Raw genomic sequence first — 16804 nt, 5'->3', positions numbered from 1 at the left:
GTATGAGAATAATGGTGGCGGTGGAGGGAATCGAACCCACGACCTCACGGGTATGAACCGTACGCTCTAGCCAGCTGAGCTACACCGCCATATGATGTCACTCTCTCGGAGCGACGTTTATTAATATATCATGTTTACTCTAAAACGTCAAGAATAATTTTTCTTGCTGTTTTTTTGCGACAAAAATAATATAGCACGGACTCGGATACCTTTCAAGGTTTTTTTAAAAAAGAACATTTAATAAGTTATTAGTCATATGATACTCTCTTTTTTATAACATGGACTCCTTCTTAAAGAAACGCCTCCTATCCCTGAAGACTTAGTTCCAAGATGACTAGTCACTTTGGTGAGATTGTTTCCGTTTTCTAAATACCAGGAAAGGTGTTCAGGGAAAGCGAGTTATTTTCCAGCCCTCTTACTCTTTTACAAGTGCAAACCCAAAACACCTCGGATTCGGATGTTCCAGAATACTGCTATATAATTGAATAAATTCTTTTAAGGTATAAGGTCATAAAGGCTCCAAAATATAAAAAGAAGCAGCTACTATTAGCAGCTGCTTCTCGTTTATCTTATAAGCTTTCTTTTTCTCCTAGCACTTCTTCAGCGATGTTAACAGCATGGTCTCCGATTCGCTCAAGATTGCTTATCATGTCAACGAATACGATTCCAGCTTGACCAGTACAAACCCCTTCATTCAAACGAATGATGTGCTTCTTACGGTAACTGCGCTCCATACGGTCCAATTCATTCTCTTTCTGCACAACAGCCAACGCTTCTTCTCGGTTCATATTTTCTAAAGCCTTGGTTGCTTGCTTAACTGTCATCAAGGTTAAATCGAACATCGTATTAAGATCATCAATGGCTTGAGGAGTCAAATTAACTTTATTTGAATTTTTATAATCAATGAGCTCGATGATATTTTCGAAGTGGTCTCCAATTCTTTCAAGATCCCTTACAGAGTCCATTAAAGCAGAGTGTTTATGGCTCTCCTCATCTGTTAAGGAAGCCTGAGACAAGTCCACTAAATAATCCGTAATTTTTCTATCTAAATTATTCAAGGCATCTTCGATTTGCATAGCAATTTCGGAGTGCTTTTGTTGTTTGTTGTTCAAGTAAAGGCTTGTTTCTTCTAATCCTTTATAAGCATATTCACCCATTCGGATAACTTCTTCTTTTGCTTGATCAAGAGCAAGTGATGGAGATTGCTCAATAAAGATTGGATCAAGGTGCTTCGGCTTAAATTCAATCATAGAGTCTTCACCAGGCACAAGTTTTACAACAATCCACGCTAATACAGCTACAAATGGGAATTGGACAATTGTGTTCGCGATGTTGAAAGATCCGTGAGCAAACGCAATGGTCATCTCCGGTTCAAGGTTCAAGGCCCCTTGTAGCCACTCTACATATAAGGTATAAGGTTTTAACAGTAATAGAAATACCGTTGCGCCAAGTACGTTGAAAATTACGTGTACGAATGCTGCACGTTTAGCTCCCACACTCGCTCCGATAGCAGCGAGGACAGCAGTAATCGTTGTTCCGATATTGTCACCAAATAATACTGGCAAGGCCGCGTCTAAACTCATGAGCCCTTCTCCAAATAATCCCTGAAGGATTCCGATAGTAGCACTTGAACTTTGTACAATAACTGTGAATAACGTTCCGATAACAACACCGAGCACTGGATTATCACTCATAGACAATGTGAGTTCTTGGAAAGCTTCCAATGAACGAAGTGGTTTCATTCCGCCACTCATCGTTTCCAGTCCAAAGAATAATGCACCAAGACCAAAAACGGTTTGTCCGATGTTGGTAACTTTTTTATTTTTAAAGAAGAAAATCAAGAAGGCACCAACCGCTAATATAGGAAGGCCATATTCTTTAATATCAATACCTATAATAAATGCAGTCATCGTCGTTCCAATATTGGCCCCCATAATAACACCGATGGCTTGTCTAAATGTCATAAAGCCGGCGTTAACAAGACCTACTGTCAACACGGTTGTTGTTGAACTACTCTGTACAAGCATAGTGACAACGGCACCAGCAACTACTCCCATCAAAGGATTGCTCGTAAATCGATCTAGTAGCTCCCTCAAGCGGTCCCCAGCTACTTTTTGGAGTCCATCTCCCATATACTTAATACCAAACAGGAAAATCCCGAGACCTCCGATGAATTCAAATATCATTTGCTGCACATTGATATCCAATTTATTCTCATCCCTTTCTTCACCCAAGTTTCTACATTTTTCTCTTTTTCAAAACACCTTATTCATTATTAACGATAGCTAATTTGTTTGTAAAGGATATACGTCAATCTTAACAATAAATTTACATTGCATTTATACCCACGTAAAATCAATATGTTTTGAAAAATCAAAAAAATAAAAGTGCCATCTTTAAGATGACACTTAGTTATGGTTTCTGATGGATTTTAACTTCCAATCGACAAGGCCAGATCTCCATTCTTTTTCTGGTTCAACATGAGATAGCTCTTCTGTTAACTTGCAATTGGCTTGGGATTTTTATTGATCCGCATTAAACCTTCTTCCAAAACACTTCGATATCTATTAGTTGTAATCACAGCTCACAGGAGATTGGAATGATTAACTCTTGAAATAAACATCCAGTTAATTCCCATCCCTTTTAACGAGAATTTTCGTCCCATCCACTGCAACTACTTTAATGGAATCTTGCCTTGAAATCCATTGACCATTAGAAACTGCGCTGTATTCCTCTCCCTCTATACTGATCGTTCCTACTGGTCTCATATCTGTAAGGGCCTCTCCTGTTTTCCCTACAAGGGACTGGTAGGTTTCTTTCATCGAATTATAGCCCATCTCTGAAGACAACTGATCAGCTAGAGTAATCTTCGTCCACATTTCGCGACGCTTAAATACTTTTAAGAAAAGGAAAGAGCCTGCGCCACCTAAAATAACTCCAATTACACTATAGAGACCTGCGACCCAGTTAGGAGCACTGAATCCGACAGCTACAATCATGGCTGCTGCTCCAATTGTAGCCAGGGTTCCATCATTTAATAATTTCCCATCAATAATCATTAATATGATCCCAAGGAAATAGACAAGCATCATAATAAAAAACATATCCATGGCCAAATAACTTGAGAAATACACAGTAATGAAACCTATTCCGAGTACAGCAAATGCCCCTCGCATGTTTACTAGCAATTCCCCAATTAGAAACATAGTTCCAAGCATTGTTATAAATAACGCAATCCAATCAAAAGAAAGCATGACCCTACCACCCTCTCTTCATTCTCTGAATACTTCATGTACGATTAAACAACCGTTTTAGTTTCATTATAATATATGATTTTTCTAATTCCCTGGCCCGTGATATAATTTGTGAGGCCTTAAAAAAGTACATTTACAATATTTTTACATGGAATAGGCAACAAATAAGTGTCTTGACTTCTCATTTAAGACAAAAGCCCTTATAATGAAGATTGGAATTTCATAAAGATACCTTTTTTGTAAGTATACAAAGGAGCGATTTTAAATGGCAATTACGCACAGAAAAGATACTCGTCCTGTAAAAGTCGGCGACATTACTATAGGTGGGTCAGATGAAGTTGTCATCCAATCAATGACAACAACGAAAACCCACGATGTAGAAGCAACAGTTGCAGAAATTAAACGTTTAGAGGAAGCTGGCTGTCAGGTCGTCCGTGTAGCATGTCCGGATGATCGAGCTGCAGATGCGATCCCAGAAATTAAAAAACGCATTAATATCCCACTTGTTGTAGATATACATTTCGACTATAAGAAAGCCTTGAAAGCCATTGAGGGCGGTGCGGATAAAATTCGTATCAACCCTGGAAATATTGGAAAACGCGAAAAAGTAGAAGCTGTAGTTAAAGCAGCTAAAGAAAAAGGTATTCCTATCCGAATTGGTGTAAACGCTGGTTCTTTGGAGCGCCACATCTTAGAGAAATACGGATACCCAACAGCTGATGGCATGGTGGAAAGTGCGCTTCACCACATCAAGATTCTTGAAGATCTGGACTTCCACGACATTATTGTATCCTTAAAAGCTTCCGATGTTAAATTAGCCATCGAAGCTTATGAAAAAGCCGCTGCAGCATTTAATTACCCGATTCATTTAGGAATTACCGAGTCAGGTACTTTATTTGCAGGTACAGTTAAAAGTGCGGCTGGTTTAGGTGCTATTTTAAGTAAGGGTATCGGAAGCACGGTGAGAATCAGTCTAAGTGCAGATCCAGTAGAAGAGGTAAAAGTAGCCAAAGAACTTCTGAAATCTTTTGGTCTTGCATCCAATGCTGCAACACTGATTTCTTGTCCGACTTGCGGTCGAATTGAAATCGACTTAATTTCAATCGCAAATGAAGTTGAAGAATATATTCAGTCCATCAAAGCCCCAATCAAGGTTGCTGTGCTTGGTTGTGCTGTAAACGGCCCGGGTGAAGCTCGGGAAGCTGACATCGGAATTGCCGGTGCCAGAGGAGAAGGTCTACTTTTCCGTCACGGGGAGATCATCCGTAAAGTTCCTGAGGATATTATGGTTGACGAACTTAAAAAAGAAGTAGATAAACTTGCCGAAGAGCATTATGAGAAACAACGGAAAGAAAAAGAAGAACAAAACGCTTAAATAAAAAGGTGGACCTGTCCAGGTCCACCTTTTTTATGCTAAATGAGATTATAAATCGGGGCAAAGAACAAGGCAAATGCGATGGAAACGACACTGACGATGATCGCCATGTTACCTAAAGTGTCAGCTCCACGACGCTTACCGATGATACCGAGGATGATTCCTGCTGCTCCTAAAATAATAGGAGCAAAGAAAAAGGAAAGGATGGCAGCTGTTAAACCTAACCACGCCATACCTACCTTGACATCATCTTCCATCCTTGTTTCCTGCTCCTCAGATTTTATCGGCTCGTGAACAGGAGCCACGGCGGCTTCCTGAGCGAACTCTTCCTCATAGCTTTCCCCGTAAACAGGCTGATTGGGACCGCGCCCATGATCATCAACCTCTTCTGTCACTTGCTCTAGCTCGTCTCCATGTTCTGGAGCTTTTTCTGTTTCTTCCTGATTCTCAACAGGATTCTTCGGATCGTACATAAGAACACCCTCACTTTCTGTTTGGAGAATCATAATTAGTATGTGAATTCTTCATCCGTTTTAATAAGGGATTTGATGGAATCGTTAGAAGGCAAAAAGGCATCTCAGAAGTGTGAGTTGCCTTTTTTATCTGATTTAACTGTGTCATATTTCAGCTCTCGCCTGATTTCTTTTAAAATGATCAGTTTAGGCTAAAAAAAACAATTAAGGTTTCTGAAGTTAGATATTGATACACATAACCCTAGTGGTTTTCATATCGTGTTGTAAGACATATGGAAAGGAAGTATGAGCCAATGAAAAATGTAGCACAACAATTTATTACGCAAAAGCTGAAGCAATTAACTGTCCGTGATATTCTTTCATACAGCAAAAAGTATCGGATTCCGGTTTCCGAAGCGGAAGCGGTAGCGATCGTTAAAGCGTTGAAAAAGAATAAAGAAAACCCTTTCGACCACGACGGAAGAAAGCGAATGTTAATGAAATTGGCTGCAATCACATCGAAAGATACAGCTCGCTCAGTTAATAAAATACTTATAAAGATGGCCAAGGAATATGGTGTCGAACACTGGTTAAAATAGGTTAAACATAATAAAGGAAGGCTGCCTTTAAAGGCAGCCTTCCTTTATTATTGTTCCATTATTTTTTCTTTTAATGCTTCGTCAAATGTTCCTTCTTTTATCATATTGATTTCAAAGCGATAAGGAGGCTGCTTGTTCTTTTTATCTTCCCCTACGTACGGAGTTTCTAGAATCTTCGGCAGTTCCTTCAACTGTGGATGGTGGATAACCTTATGAAGAGCTTTAAAGCCTATATAACCAAAGCCAATATTCTCATGACGGTCCTTTTGTGCCCCTTGAATGTTTTTACTATCATTGACGTGAATGACCTTGAGCCTATCTAACCCAACAATCCGATCAAATTCATCAAGAACGCCATCAAAATCTTCAACCACATTATATCCCGCATCGTGAATGTGGCAAGTGTCCATACATACAGAAAGCTTTTCATTCATAGTAACTCCATCAATGATTTGAGCTAATTCTTCAAAGCTTCTTCCAATTTCAGATCCTTTACCTGCCATAGTTTCTAATGCAATTTGAACGTTTTGATCTTTATGAAGGACTTCATTTAGTCCTTCGATGATTTTCGGTAGTCCTTTATCGACGCCCTGTCCAACATGAGAACCTGGATGAAGTACGATTTGCCTGGCTCCTAAAGCTTCCGTACGTTGGATTTCATTTCTTAAGAAGTCTACCCCTAACTGGAACGTTTCCGGCTTCGTCGTATTCCCGATATTGATGATATATGGAGCATGCACTACAATATCTGCGATTTTATTAGCTTGCATATGTTCTTGTCCAGCTTCAATGTTCAATTCTTCAATAGGACGACGTCTCGTATTTTGTGGTGCTCCAGTATAAATCATGAATGTATTGGACCCATAGGATGCAGCTTCTTCACTAGCCCCAAGAAGCATTTTTTTCCCTTTCATGGATACATGTGACCCTATTTTAACCATATCTCCCTCTTCCCCTTTCTATTTCTTTCTGTAACGCTCCCTTTTCAACTTCTTCAAGTTCTTATCAGCTTCTTGTTTCATTTTCTTCTTGTAACCAGGTTTTACTTTCTTTGGCTTACGAACCATCTGCTTGGCTTTTTTCTCTAAGTCCGTTTGTTTCTTCTCTCGCGTTTGACGCTCATTATATGAATTAACTTCTTTCCATTCTCCATTTTTCACTTCGTAAAAATCAAAGCTTAATCCTTTTTTCTCAAGCTTTTGAATTAGAGGAAGATCAGCTTCTTTATAAAGGTTAATCGCCGTTCCTTCTAGTCCAGCTCTAGCCGTCCGCCCTACACGGTGGATATAGAATTCTTCTTCTTTAGGCATTTGAGCATTGATGACATGGCTGACACCTTGAATATCAATTCCCCGGGAAGCTAAATCGGTTGCGACAATATATTGGTAACGCAGATTCTGTAGTTCCTTCAGCATACGTTTCCGCTCTCTAGGTGACAAGCCTCCGTGGATAACTCCTACTTCTAGACCGCGGCTTAATAATTCATCGGTTAGCTCATCTGCTTGTTCTTTCCCGTTTGTAAAGATAATAGCCAAATAAGGCTGGATGGCTTTTGTAATATCCATAATGACATCAGCCGGAGCTTTATGCCGGAGAGGTACTAATCGATGTTCCATTGACTCCGGTGATGGCTTTTCATCCTCAATTTGAATATAGGTAGGGTTTGTTAAATATTTTTTCAAAAACGGCTGCAACCGTTCAGGTATGGTAGCAGAGAAAACTAGAATCTGCAATTCCGGATCCATCCGAACAAGGATTTGGTCGACTTCTTCTATAAAACCAAGGTCAAGCATCAAATCAGCTTCATCAAGTACAAAAGCCTTAGCTTGATACAGATCAATAGCTTCCTCTTTGACCATATCCAAAATTCGGCCTGGTGTTCCTACAACGATATGTGGAGGTGCAGAGGATAGCTTATCCATCATTTTTTGCTTATCCGTACCTCCAATGACAAGCTTGGAGCGCCAGACTTGTTCCTTCTCCGCATATTTGATCGCTTTTTTTACTTCTTCATGTATTTGTATAGCAAGCTCTCTAGTTGGAGCTGTAATCACAAATTGTACGGTTTCCGCCTTTTCATCCAATTGATTAAACAAGGCCAGCAGATACGCATGCGTTTTACCTGATCCTGTGTGTGACTGACCGATCAAACTCTCTCCTCTTAAAGCTGCAGGTAGAACCTGCTGCTGTATCGGTGTCGGTTCTTTAAATCCTAACCCTTCAATCATCTGACTGACAACAGGTGTGATAGCAAATTGCTGAAATGTATGGTTACTCATATACGTACTCCTTTAAAGTTAAATATCCCTATCCTATTATAATAGAGGATAAAGAGAATTGCACGAAAGCTCGATGATTTGAAGGGATTCTTTGTCAACTTTGCCTTTAGGCTTTATAATGGAGGATGGTATTGAAAGTTATTCTATTGGATTGGATGAAGAGGAGGACTTTATATAATGGAAGTCATTAAAATCGCCCCTCGCGGTTATTGCTACGGAGTCGTAGATGCTATGGTCATTGCTCAAAACGCAGCAAAAGACCCAAATCTGCCTCGTCCGATATATATTTTAGGTATGATTGTCCACAACTCTCATGTAACAGAAGCCTTTGAAGAGGAAGGCATTATTACAGTAGATGGTAAAAACAGACTCGACCTTCTGGAAGGTATAAATGATGGTACTGTCATTTTCACTGCTCACGGAGTGTCACCTGAAGTTAAAGAGCGTGCAAAAGCTAAAGGCCTTATGACTTTAGATGCGACATGTCCTGATGTAACCAATACGCACAACCTGATTCGTAAGAAGGTTGCAGAAGGGTATGAAATCATCTATGTTGGTAAGAAAGGCCACCCTGAGCCAGAAGGAGCAATGGGTGTAGCTCCAGGAAAGGTCCATCTTGTTCAAACCGAAGAGGATGTTGAGCAGTTAGAACTCGATCACGACAAACTAATGATTACCAACCAGACGACTATGAGTCAGTGGGACGTCTACGATGTCATGGAAAAAGCAAAAGAGAAATTTCCTCAACTAGAAAAACAGCAAGAAATTTGCATGGCGACACAAGTTCGTCAAGAGGCTGTTTCTGAACAGGCTAAAGATGCTGATCTAACGTTGGTAGTCGGCGATCCAAAAAGTAATAACTCTAACCGTCTTGCTCAGGTTTCCAAAGAGAAAGCAGGTACAGAAGCCTATCGTATTGCTGACGTGACTGAGATTGACCTTGATTGGTTGGAAGGTGTAGAAAAAGTGGCTGTTACTGCAGGTGCTTCTACTCCAACACCAATCACAAAAGAAGTCATCAAATTTATTGAACAATATGATCCAAATGATGTAGACACATGGGTTCGAGAATCCAAGGTAGAACAAAAGAAAATTCTTCCTCGTGTCAAAGCAAAGAAGAAAACGAAAAAACAAGAACAAAAGAGTTGATCACAAAAAGTCCTGAACCATTTGCGTTCAGGACTTTTTATTATCCTCTATGATTGATTTTATTGCTGAGATTGATTAACCCACCTATTTTTAAGCCTCTATTCCGAGACTATTTTCTGAAATAGGGCAGATGAAAAAACGAATCGCCTTTCGTGGTCATATATTGAGCCTCCACCAACTATGTCTTCTGGCATGTAGCATGTTCATGTAAAGCTCACCATCTCCCCCATCCATCATCCTTGAAAAAGCTAGGGACACTCTACTCCAGAATGGAGCATTTGCGTAGCAACATCCCTAGAACCTCATATAGCAAGCGAATCCTTGCCCAACGTCCCTAAAACTCCACTAATTTCTCTTAAACAAGTCTTCCACTATCCTCCTATATATTGAAAAAGAAGGTAATGCAGAAAGAACTTAAAAAAAATAGAACTTTTATATAAACTCAAAAGGCTCTGTATTTGCTTCAGAGATCATAATATTTAATCTACTGTCTTGATTGCAATGCTTTTCTAAGTAGTCCTTCACTTTCTGACAGATGATTTTCTCTACATGGTGCCCTGGGTCAATGATAGAAAGGCCCATTTCCTTGGCGTCCTGCGCAAGATGGAAAGTTAAATCTCCTGTTATATAAACGTCTGCACCGCTTCTTTTCGCTTGATGGATGAACTTTTCTCCACTTCCACCAAGTAAAGCCACTTTTTTCACTGGCTTAGTATTCTCCCCTACAAAACGAACGGTAGGGACGCTATATTTTTCTTTTACAAGTCGACAAAGTTCTTCTAGGGATACCGGTTCTGGAAGACGTCCAATTCGACCAGCTCCAAGTGTTTCTCCCTCATTCAACAAAGGATACAAATCATAGGCTACCTCTTCATAAGGATGAGCCTCTTCCATCGCTTTTAGAACATCTTTTAATTTAGATTTCGGAACGATGGTCTCTATCCGTTTCTCTTTCACCATTTCAAGCTCGCCTTTTGAACCGATATAGGGGTTCGTACCCTCTAACGGCTTGAAAGTTCCTTCTCCGGAAAGCTGGTAAGTACAGTGACTGTAATTTCCAATATGGCCTGCACCTGCATTACTCACTGCATTTCTGAGCGCATCTGCATGCTCTTCAGGTACAAACACGGTCAATTTGACTAAGTCATCCTGTTGAGAAGAAAGGAGTGGTTTTACATTCTCTAAATTTAACGCTTCCGCCATTACATCATTGACCCCGCCTTTAGCCACATCCAAATTGGTGTGAGCCGCATAGACAGTGATGTCGTGTTGAATGAGTTTACGTATTACTCTTCCTTTAGGTGTATCAAAATTAATTTCGCTCAATTTCACAAAAAGTACAGGATGGTGAGCGATAATCAAATCCACATTCTTCTCAATCGCTTCGTCTACTACATTCTCTAGTACATCTAGTGTAACCATCACATTCTCTATAGGCTTATTAAGTGTGCCGATTTGCAAACCAACGTTATCCCAATCAAAGGCTAAGTGTTTCGGGGACCATTTCTCAAACTCTCGAATAACTTCTTGGGCGGTTTTAGTTTCTGTCATAATCAAGAACCTCCTTCAACCACATAATTTCATTGTTTAACCCCTCGATTTTTTTTGGGTCAACAGATGATGCTTTTTTCAATTGTTCAAGAACATACTTTTTCTTATCCATTTCCTCTTGACACTTTTTCCGAAACGTCACTCCACCTTGTTTAAGTAGATAAGGACCTAACCAAAGTTCTTTATCAATTTGTTGCTTGTCGTAAGGTTTACCTGCATCTCCTTGTTCCGCAACGAGGATTTCATAGATATGTCCGCTTTCTTCTAGAATGCTTTCATCAACAAGAGAGTACCCATTATTCAGAAACCAGCGTCTTATAGATCTTGAATCAATATTTGGCTGGGCGATTATTCGTTGTACAGTGCCAAGCTTCTTCTTTCCAGCTTCTAAAATATCTCGAATCAGCGGTCCACCCATTCCAGCTATTACTACTTGATTGACCTCATCTTTTTCCAACACTTCCAGTCCATTCCCAAGCCTTACATCAATTCGATCTTGCAGGCTATGTAAGGTTACTTCATTCCGTGCACTTTCATAAGGACCTTGATTGACTTCTCCTGCGACTGCCCGAGCTGTTTCATCCCGCAAGCACACGTAGCAAGGTAAATAGGCATGGTCTGAACCTATGTCAGCAAAATGGCTTCCTTCCGGCAAATAAGTTGCCACCTTATATAGTCTTTGTGATAAAGAATTGACATTCATAAATCAACGTTCCTTTCTTAAAAAAAGAAAAGCTTTCTGACTGATACAGAAAGCTTTTCCCCTTTTGTTGCTATTTCTTTTCTGCTAACCATTCAGCTAACTTAGTAGCCTCTTCACCTGTGTAAAGGCCAGCCGGCATGGCAGACCCTTTACCGTTTACAATGATATCTTTGATTTCTTCTGCAGAATATTTGCTACCAACCTTTTGAAGGTTCGGTCCAGCTCCACCGCTCAAATCGCCGCCATGACAACTTGCGCATTTGGATTGGAACATTTCTTCGGGATTAGCACTTGCTGCCTCTTCCTGTTGTTCTCCACCATTTTTCTCTTCATTTTGAATGGCTTCACGCTGGTTAATTCCAGCAGCTGATACGATGATCATAGCCACAATACCTAAGACTGCAATAATTGCAAATGGAATCACAGGGTTTCTTCTCATTCGGTTGCATCCTCCTTATGTATTCCCTAGAAATAGATTCGTGTCTATTCGACTATATTTATTTTACTTGAAAACCATTACTTATGAAAGGGATAACATGTGAAAACTTACAAAACAATAAAAATTATTACAAATACGAAATCAACTGAACCAAACCACACACTTCCCTCTCTTACCCAATCCACATTTAAACGATTTTGTTAGATGATTTCTAGATGAAACATAACTATAGTTTAACCACTAAGAATGTAAACATGCAATGGTAACAAAACTCGACAAAAGCCCTGTTTGCATTATGATGTCCATTTCAGTAAAATGAATGACAAGAAATGAAAGGGGTAACAAAAACAAATTTTAAAACGTATTGTACTTTAAAAGTTCTAAATATAGCTCATACAATAAAAACCCAGTAATCCATCAACGATGCCACAGTGATGAATTACTGAGTTCAAATGGTTTATTCCATGAAATCTTTAAGACGTTTGCTTCGGCTTGGATGCCTTAACTTACGAAGTGCTTTTGCTTCGATTTGTCGGATTCTCTCACGAGTTACACCAAACACTTTACCTACTTCTTCAAGGGTCCTTGTTCGGCCATCGTCTAGCCCAAAGCGTAAGCGTAATACGTTTTCTTCGCGATCTGTCAGTGTATCGAGCACATCCTCTAATTGTTCTTTCAATAATTCATAGGCTGCATGATCTGAAGGGGATGTTGCTTCCTGATCTTCAATAAAGTCTCCAAGATGAGAATCATCTTCCTCACCAATTGGTGTTTCCAATGAGACAGGTTCTTGAGCGATCTTCAGGATTTCACGTACTTTATCCGGAGTTAATTCCATGTCTTGAGCAATCTCTTCGGGTGTCGGCTCCCTGCCTAAATCTTGAAGAAGTTGACGTTGCACTCGAATCAACTTATTAATCGTTTCCACCATGTGAACAGGAATACGAATGGTACGTGCTTGGTCAGCAATCGCACGTGTAATTGCTTGGCGAATCCACCATGTAGCATACGTACTGAATTTGTAGCCTTTTCGATAATCGAATTTTTCTACGGCTTTAATGAGCCCCATGTTTCCTTCTTGAATCAGATCAAGGAACAACATTCCGCGACCTACATATCTTTTTGCAATACTTACTACAAGACGCAAGTTAGCTTCTGCTAAATCTCGTTTCGCTTCTTCATCACCGTTCTCAATCCGCTGGGCAAGACTGATTTCATCTTTTGCTGATAATAGATTGACACGACCAATCTCTTTTAAATACATACGCACAGGGTCGTTAATTTTAACACCTGGAGGTACACTAAGGTCATTAAGGTCGAATTCTTCTTCTTTATCGAGCTGCTTCATGCTTGGATCAGTTTCAGAATCACCTATAACCTCAACACCTTGGTCATTTAAGTGTTCATAAAATTCATCCATTTGATCGGAGTCAAGCTCGAAATTGGAAAGCTTCTCAGCTACTTCTTCATAGGCAAGGACTCCTCGTTTTTTCCCTATTTCCAACACTTGTTCTTTTGCTTGCTCAAGTGTCAATTCATTAGTATTTTCAGTTTCTTTAGAACGTGATGGCTGTTGTTGCTTATCTGCCATAAGTCCCCCTCCTTCCAACATATCTACACAAACTATGAATGAGTGCTTCTCAGTTCTTTCTTAAGGCGAATGATTTTCATAGCAATCTCAGCTGCTTTAATGGGTTCATTTTGTTGTTCTGCTCTTTTTAATTCAGCCTCAAGAGTCTTTATTTCTGTACGATCACTATTCTCTGCTTTAACAGCTGCAATATAATCGTGTAATTCTTGATCAGACACTTCTTCACTTAATGAGTTCATTGCTAATTCTATAACCAGATTCTTTAAAGCGGCATCATCCAGCTTTTCTACAAATTGACTTACATCTGAATCATTACCGTCTTCATAATATGCATAAAGATGAGTAACAATCACCTGATGATCGGAGATATTGAATCCGCCTCCTAATTCCTCCTGAACTTTATCAGCTATCAGCGGATCTTTCAACATATATGCAATGAGCTTCCTTTCTGCATTGTGAAAAGCGGGAAGCAATCTATTTTGAATAGGTGAATAGCTTTTACGATTAGTATGACGATTCTGCTCTACGTTATCCCGTGACGATGCTTTTTGCCCCCTGATCCGCTGAACTTCTTCTTTCAGCGTTTCAACAGACATTTCAAATTCATTAGCTAATTCATTAATGTAATGTTCTCGTTCTACGGCTCGTTCAAGTAAAGCGACCTCTTGTAATACGTTTTCGATATAAGCGATCCGATCTCCTTCTAATTGAAGGTTGTAATCCCTTCTAAGATAGCTCATCACAAACGAAATGTAAGTATCGCTTGTATCAAGCACCTCTTTCTGAAACCGATCTCCACCATTTTTTTGTATAAAATCATCCGGATCCAATCCATCTGGAATTCTGGCAACGAAGGTTTGGCATCCAACTGCCTTCATCGTTTTTGCAGCTTTAACTGCTGCTTCTATACCAGGCTGATCACCATCGTAGCAAATAATTACTTTGTCAACGTAGCGTTTCAGCAGGTTCGCCTGGCTGCTCGATAAAGATGTTCCCATCGTAGCAACTCCATTATGGACTCCGGCTTGATCTGCCGAAATAACATCTCCAAACCCTTCAAACAAGATGACTGCTTTTTGTTTCCTGATGGAGGATCGTGCCTGGTCAAAATTATAGAGTAGCCTTCCTTTATGAAACAGTTCGGTTTCCGGACTGTTTAAATACTTTGGCTCCTGGTTTCCAAGGGCACGGCCTGCAAATGCTACTGTTTTCCCAAGATGATTCCTCAGCGGGAAAATAACTCTTCCCCTGAATCTATCAGCGTATTCGCCCTGATCGTTTGAACTGAGCAACCCTGCTTTAACCATCGTCTGGGGATGAAAGCCTTTTTTCTCAAGAAACGTCACAACAAAATCTTTGGAGTTAGGAGAATAACCAAGCTGGTACTTTTTGATCGTATCTTCTGTAAATCCGCGATCAATTAAATATTGATAAGCTGCTTTTCCGTCTTTCGAATTCCGTAACAAATGGTTATAGAGCTTGGTAAGCCATTGATGAGCTTCTAATACACTTTGTGATTCTTCACTGTGTTGGGCAGGCTCTTCTTTAGTCCATTGTTCAGGCAATTCAATATCCGTCTGTTCAGCTAATTGCTTAACCGCCTGTATGAAACTGAAGCCTTCAATCTCCATGAGGAAGGTGTACACATTCCCTCCCTTTCCACATCCAAAGCAATGAAAGATTTGCTTATCAGCAGAAACGGAAAAAGAAGGAGTGTTTTCCCCGTGAAAAGGGCAAAGTCCAAAATAGTTTCTTCCTTGTTTTTTCAAGTCGACATATCCACCTATTATGTCAACAATATCCGTTGACCGGCGAATTTCATCTACTTTTTCTTCTGGAATGTGTCCAGCCATACTTCATCACCACTAAACAAATATTCGATGCTCTTTACTTAAAACCTTCAATTTGAGACAACATTTTTTCCAGTTGACCGCGAAAGTACTCTCGGTCTGCCTTCGTAAAAGCTGACGGACCCTTCCATTTCCTGGTGCGTTTCATCGTTTGCTGACGGATATGCTTTTGCTCCATTATAGTATTCGCTTCATCTTCTTTAACTAGTTTACCTCGCGGTGTAATTACATAAACCCCTTTGGATGTCAATAATACAGCGAGCGACAAATCTTGAGATACAACTAGATCTCCTGCCTTCGAATGATTAATAATGTATAAATCGACGGACTGGGATCCATGATCTAAAAATGTCCAATTTTGATCGAGTTTATCCGGGCTATAATGGTTTACTGTGGCTACAAATTTTGGTGTGACACAAAAGCTTGAACAAACCTCGACAATTTCATCTTGAACGGGACAGCTGTCGGCATCCACCCACACATTTTGAATTTGTTTTGACATAGTATCACTATTTCTACAATCAAACATAGAATCCTTCTTAATTTAGAATGTTTTATTTTTCTGAAAAGTGTTTCCTAGTCCCAAAGTTCTAACTGATCATCAACTCTATTTTGAAAATCAAACGTTTTTTTCACAAATAATTATTATAATACATTACCTCCATATTTGCTATATCTAATTTTACCTATTTTTCATTCTTCCCAACAAAAGTCGCGCTTAACCATAGCGCGACTTTTGTTCATTTGACTATTCTTGAGATTTTTCTCGTAATTTATTCATAATTACATTTGCTGTTTCCTCAACAGCCTTGTTGGAAACATCAATAACTTCACAACCAATCCGGTCAACGACCCGATTAAAGTGCTGAATTTCCTGTTCAATTCTATCAATATTGGCATAGCTGGCTTGAGAACCCAACCCAAGTGATCTCAGCCTTTCTTTTCTTATATCGTTCAGTTTTTCTGCACTGATTTTTAAGCCAATACATTTACTCTTATCTACCCGAAACAATTCTGAAGGCGGCTTGACTTCCGGCACAATAGGTACATTCGCAACCTTCAGCCGTTTATGGGCTAAGTATTGAGACAAAGGAGTTTTTGATGTGCGTGATACACCAATCAAAACAATATCTGCCTTCGATATTCCACGAGGATCTCTGCCATCATCATAACGCACGGCAAATTCTATAGCTTCTACACGTTTAAAATAATCCTCATCCAATTTATGAACTAATCCCGGTTCCAACCGAGGTTCGATGTCAAAATGTCGTTCCATCGCTTCCATCATTGGTCCCATAATATCAACGCATTCAATGTTATGTTTTTTTGCTTCCTCTAATAAATGCTTTCGAAATTCAGGAATAACTAAAGTAAATCCGATCATAGCTCCCTGGGCTTTTGCTTGCTGAACAGCTTCATTGATCGTTCCCTTATCTTCTACATAAGGAATGCGCTGAAGGTCAAAAGGACCGTCATCAAATTGACTTAAAGCTGCTTTAACAACAAGCTCTGCCGTTTCCCCTACCGAATCTGAAAGTACATAAATGAATGGTTTCCCCATC

15 protein-coding genes and 1 tRNA gene are annotated in these 16804 nt (G+C 39.7%); 3 read left to right on the top strand and 13 right to left on the bottom strand.

All coding sequences use genetic code 11. The features are described 5' to 3' along the window. Positions 1-12: 12 nt before the first annotated feature. The 3 genes from ACRYKC_RS13490 to ACRYKC_RS13480 form a co-directional block, all read right to left on the bottom strand. A tRNA-Met gene (locus tag ACRYKC_RS13490) sits at positions 13-89 on the bottom strand. Positions 90-569: 480 nt separating this feature from the next. After that, complete coding sequence (locus ACRYKC_RS13485; RefSeq protein ID WP_433807472.1) at positions 570-2207, bottom strand: Na/Pi cotransporter family protein; 1638 nt, start codon at positions 2205-2207, stop codon at positions 570-572. 420 nt (positions 2208-2627) lie between these two features. Next, on the bottom strand, positions 2628-3254 hold the full coding sequence (locus tag ACRYKC_RS13480; RefSeq protein WP_433807246.1) for an NfeD family protein: 627 nt from the start codon (positions 3252-3254) through the stop codon (positions 2628-2630). Positions 3255-3525: 271 nt separating this feature from the next. On the opposite strand from ACRYKC_RS13480, the gene ispG reads away from it, so the two are divergent. Beyond that, positions 3526-4629 carry a flavodoxin-dependent (E)-4-hydroxy-3-methylbut-2-enyl-diphosphate synthase gene (ispG, locus tag ACRYKC_RS13475; protein WP_198162773.1) on the top strand — a complete coding sequence of 368 codons (1104 nt, stop codon included), beginning with the start codon at positions 3526-3528 and terminating at the stop codon, positions 4627-4629. 38 nt (positions 4630-4667) lie between these two features. On the opposite strand, the gene ACRYKC_RS13470 is transcribed toward ispG, so the two are convergent. Then, positions 4668-5102: a hypothetical protein gene (locus tag ACRYKC_RS13470; RefSeq protein ID WP_433807245.1), complete on the bottom strand. Its 435-nt coding sequence runs from the start codon at positions 5100-5102 to the stop codon at positions 4668-4670. 293 nt (positions 5103-5395) lie between these two features. Between ACRYKC_RS13470 and ACRYKC_RS13465 the strand changes: the two genes are divergently transcribed. After that, positions 5396-5680, top strand: a complete 285-nt coding sequence (locus ACRYKC_RS13465) for a DUF2624 family protein (protein WP_433807244.1) — start codon at positions 5396-5398, stop codon at positions 5678-5680. Positions 5681-5727: 47 nt separating this feature from the next. On the opposite strand, the gene ACRYKC_RS13460 is transcribed toward ACRYKC_RS13465, so the two are convergent. Continuing rightward, positions 5728-6621, bottom strand: a complete 894-nt coding sequence (locus tag ACRYKC_RS13460; RefSeq protein ID WP_433807243.1) for a deoxyribonuclease IV — start codon at positions 6619-6621, stop codon at positions 5728-5730. A gap of 18 nt (positions 6622-6639) precedes the next feature. Next, complete coding sequence (locus ACRYKC_RS13455; protein ID WP_433807242.1) at positions 6640-7959, bottom strand: DEAD/DEAH box helicase; 1320 nt, start codon at positions 7957-7959, stop codon at positions 6640-6642. 177 nt (positions 7960-8136) lie between these two features. Here ACRYKC_RS13455 and ACRYKC_RS13450 point away from each other — a divergent pair, with 177 nt between their 5' ends. Further along, on the top strand, positions 8137-9108 hold the full coding sequence (locus ACRYKC_RS13450) for a 4-hydroxy-3-methylbut-2-enyl diphosphate reductase (RefSeq protein ID WP_433807241.1): 972 nt from the start codon (positions 8137-8139) through the stop codon (positions 9106-9108). Between the two features lie 432 nt (positions 9109-9540). On the opposite strand, the gene ACRYKC_RS13445 is transcribed toward ACRYKC_RS13450, so the two are convergent. The 7 genes from ACRYKC_RS13445 to ACRYKC_RS13415 form a co-directional block, all read right to left on the bottom strand. Further along, positions 9541-10659 (bottom strand): Nif3-like dinuclear metal center hexameric protein, encoded by a 1119-nt coding sequence (locus tag ACRYKC_RS13445; protein ID WP_433807240.1) that lies wholly within the window; start codon positions 10657-10659, stop codon positions 9541-9543. Then, the gene (locus ACRYKC_RS13440; RefSeq protein ID WP_433807239.1) at positions 10646-11362 is read right to left on the bottom strand and encodes a tRNA (adenine(22)-N(1))-methyltransferase; all 717 of its coding nucleotides are present in this window, start codon (positions 11360-11362) and stop codon (positions 10646-10648) included. The genes ACRYKC_RS13445 and ACRYKC_RS13440 overlap by 14 nt, the downstream gene beginning before the upstream one ends. Positions 11363-11432: 70 nt before the next feature. Next, positions 11433-11801, bottom strand: a complete 369-nt coding sequence (cccA, locus tag ACRYKC_RS13435; RefSeq protein ID WP_433807238.1) for a cytochrome c550 — start codon at positions 11799-11801, stop codon at positions 11433-11435. A 457-nt stretch (positions 11802-12258) separates the two neighbouring features. Then, positions 12259-13392, bottom strand: a complete 1134-nt coding sequence (gene rpoD / locus ACRYKC_RS13430; RefSeq protein ID WP_085029509.1) for an RNA polymerase sigma factor RpoD — start codon at positions 13390-13392, stop codon at positions 12259-12261. Between the two features lie 32 nt (positions 13393-13424). Beyond that, positions 13425-15245, bottom strand: coding sequence for a DNA primase (dnaG, locus tag ACRYKC_RS13425; protein WP_433807237.1), 1821 nt, complete (start codon positions 15243-15245; stop codon positions 13425-13427). Between the two features lie 34 nt (positions 15246-15279). Beyond that, positions 15280-15744, bottom strand: a complete 465-nt coding sequence (locus ACRYKC_RS13420; protein ID WP_433807236.1) for a YaiI/YqxD family protein — start codon at positions 15742-15744, stop codon at positions 15280-15282. Positions 15745-15990: 246 nt separating this feature from the next. Then, positions 15991-16803 carry a pyruvate, water dikinase regulatory protein gene (locus tag ACRYKC_RS13415; protein ID WP_433807235.1) on the bottom strand — a complete coding sequence of 271 codons (813 nt, stop codon included), beginning with the start codon at positions 16801-16803 and terminating at the stop codon, positions 15991-15993. Position 16804 lies beyond the last annotated feature (1 nt).

The organism is Halobacillus sp. A1-3, assembly GCF_050971765.1.
In the GTDB taxonomy this organism is placed as follows: Bacteria; Bacillota; Bacilli; order Bacillales; family Halobacillaceae; genus Halobacillus; species Halobacillus mangrovi_B.
This window is presented reverse-complemented; position numbering and strand designations above follow the sequence as displayed.

What these genes read in the sequence shown, in the direction of transcription:
- ACRYKC_RS13480 (WP_433807246.1), bottom strand. Translation starts at nt 3,254, where the DNA reads ATGCTTTCTTTTGATTGGATTGCGTTATTTATAACAATGCTTGGAACT.
- ACRYKC_RS13455 (WP_433807242.1), bottom strand. Translation starts at nt 7,959, where the DNA reads ATGAGTAACCATACATTTCAGCAATTTGCTATCACACCTGTTGTCAGT.
- rpoD (WP_085029509.1), bottom strand. Translation starts at nt 13,392, where the DNA reads ATGGCAGATAAGCAACAACAGCCATCACGTTCTAAAGAAACTGAAAAT.
- dnaG (WP_433807237.1), bottom strand. Translation starts at nt 15,245, where the DNA reads ATGGCTGGACACATTCCAGAAGAAAAAGTAGATGAAATTCGCCGGTCA.
- ACRYKC_RS13460 (WP_433807243.1), bottom strand. Translation starts at nt 6,621, where the DNA reads ATGGTTAAAATAGGGTCACATGTATCCATGAAAGGGAAAAAAATGCTT.
- ACRYKC_RS13465 (WP_433807244.1), top strand. Translation starts at nt 5,396, where the DNA reads ATGAAAAATGTAGCACAACAATTTATTACGCAAAAGCTGAAGCAATTA.
- ACRYKC_RS13415 (WP_433807235.1), bottom strand. Translation starts at nt 16,803, where the DNA reads ATGGGGAAACCATTCATTTATGTACTTTCAGATTCGGTAGGGGAAACG.
- ACRYKC_RS13420 (WP_433807236.1), bottom strand. Translation starts at nt 15,744, where the DNA reads ATGTCAAAACAAATTCAAAATGTGTGGGTGGATGCCGACAGCTGTCCC.
- ACRYKC_RS13440 (WP_433807239.1), bottom strand. Translation starts at nt 11,362, where the DNA reads ATGAATGTCAATTCTTTATCACAAAGACTATATAAGGTGGCAACTTAT.
- ACRYKC_RS13445 (WP_433807240.1), bottom strand. Translation starts at nt 10,659, where the DNA reads ATGACAGAAACTAAAACCGCCCAAGAAGTTATTCGAGAGTTTGAGAAA.
- cccA (WP_433807238.1), bottom strand. Translation starts at nt 11,801, where the DNA reads ATGAGAAGAAACCCTGTGATTCCATTTGCAATTATTGCAGTCTTAGGT.
- ACRYKC_RS13450 (WP_433807241.1), top strand. Translation starts at nt 8,137, where the DNA reads ATGGAAGTCATTAAAATCGCCCCTCGCGGTTATTGCTACGGAGTCGTA.
- ACRYKC_RS13470 (WP_433807245.1), bottom strand. Translation starts at nt 5,102, where the DNA reads ATGTACGATCCGAAGAATCCTGTTGAGAATCAGGAAGAAACAGAAAAA.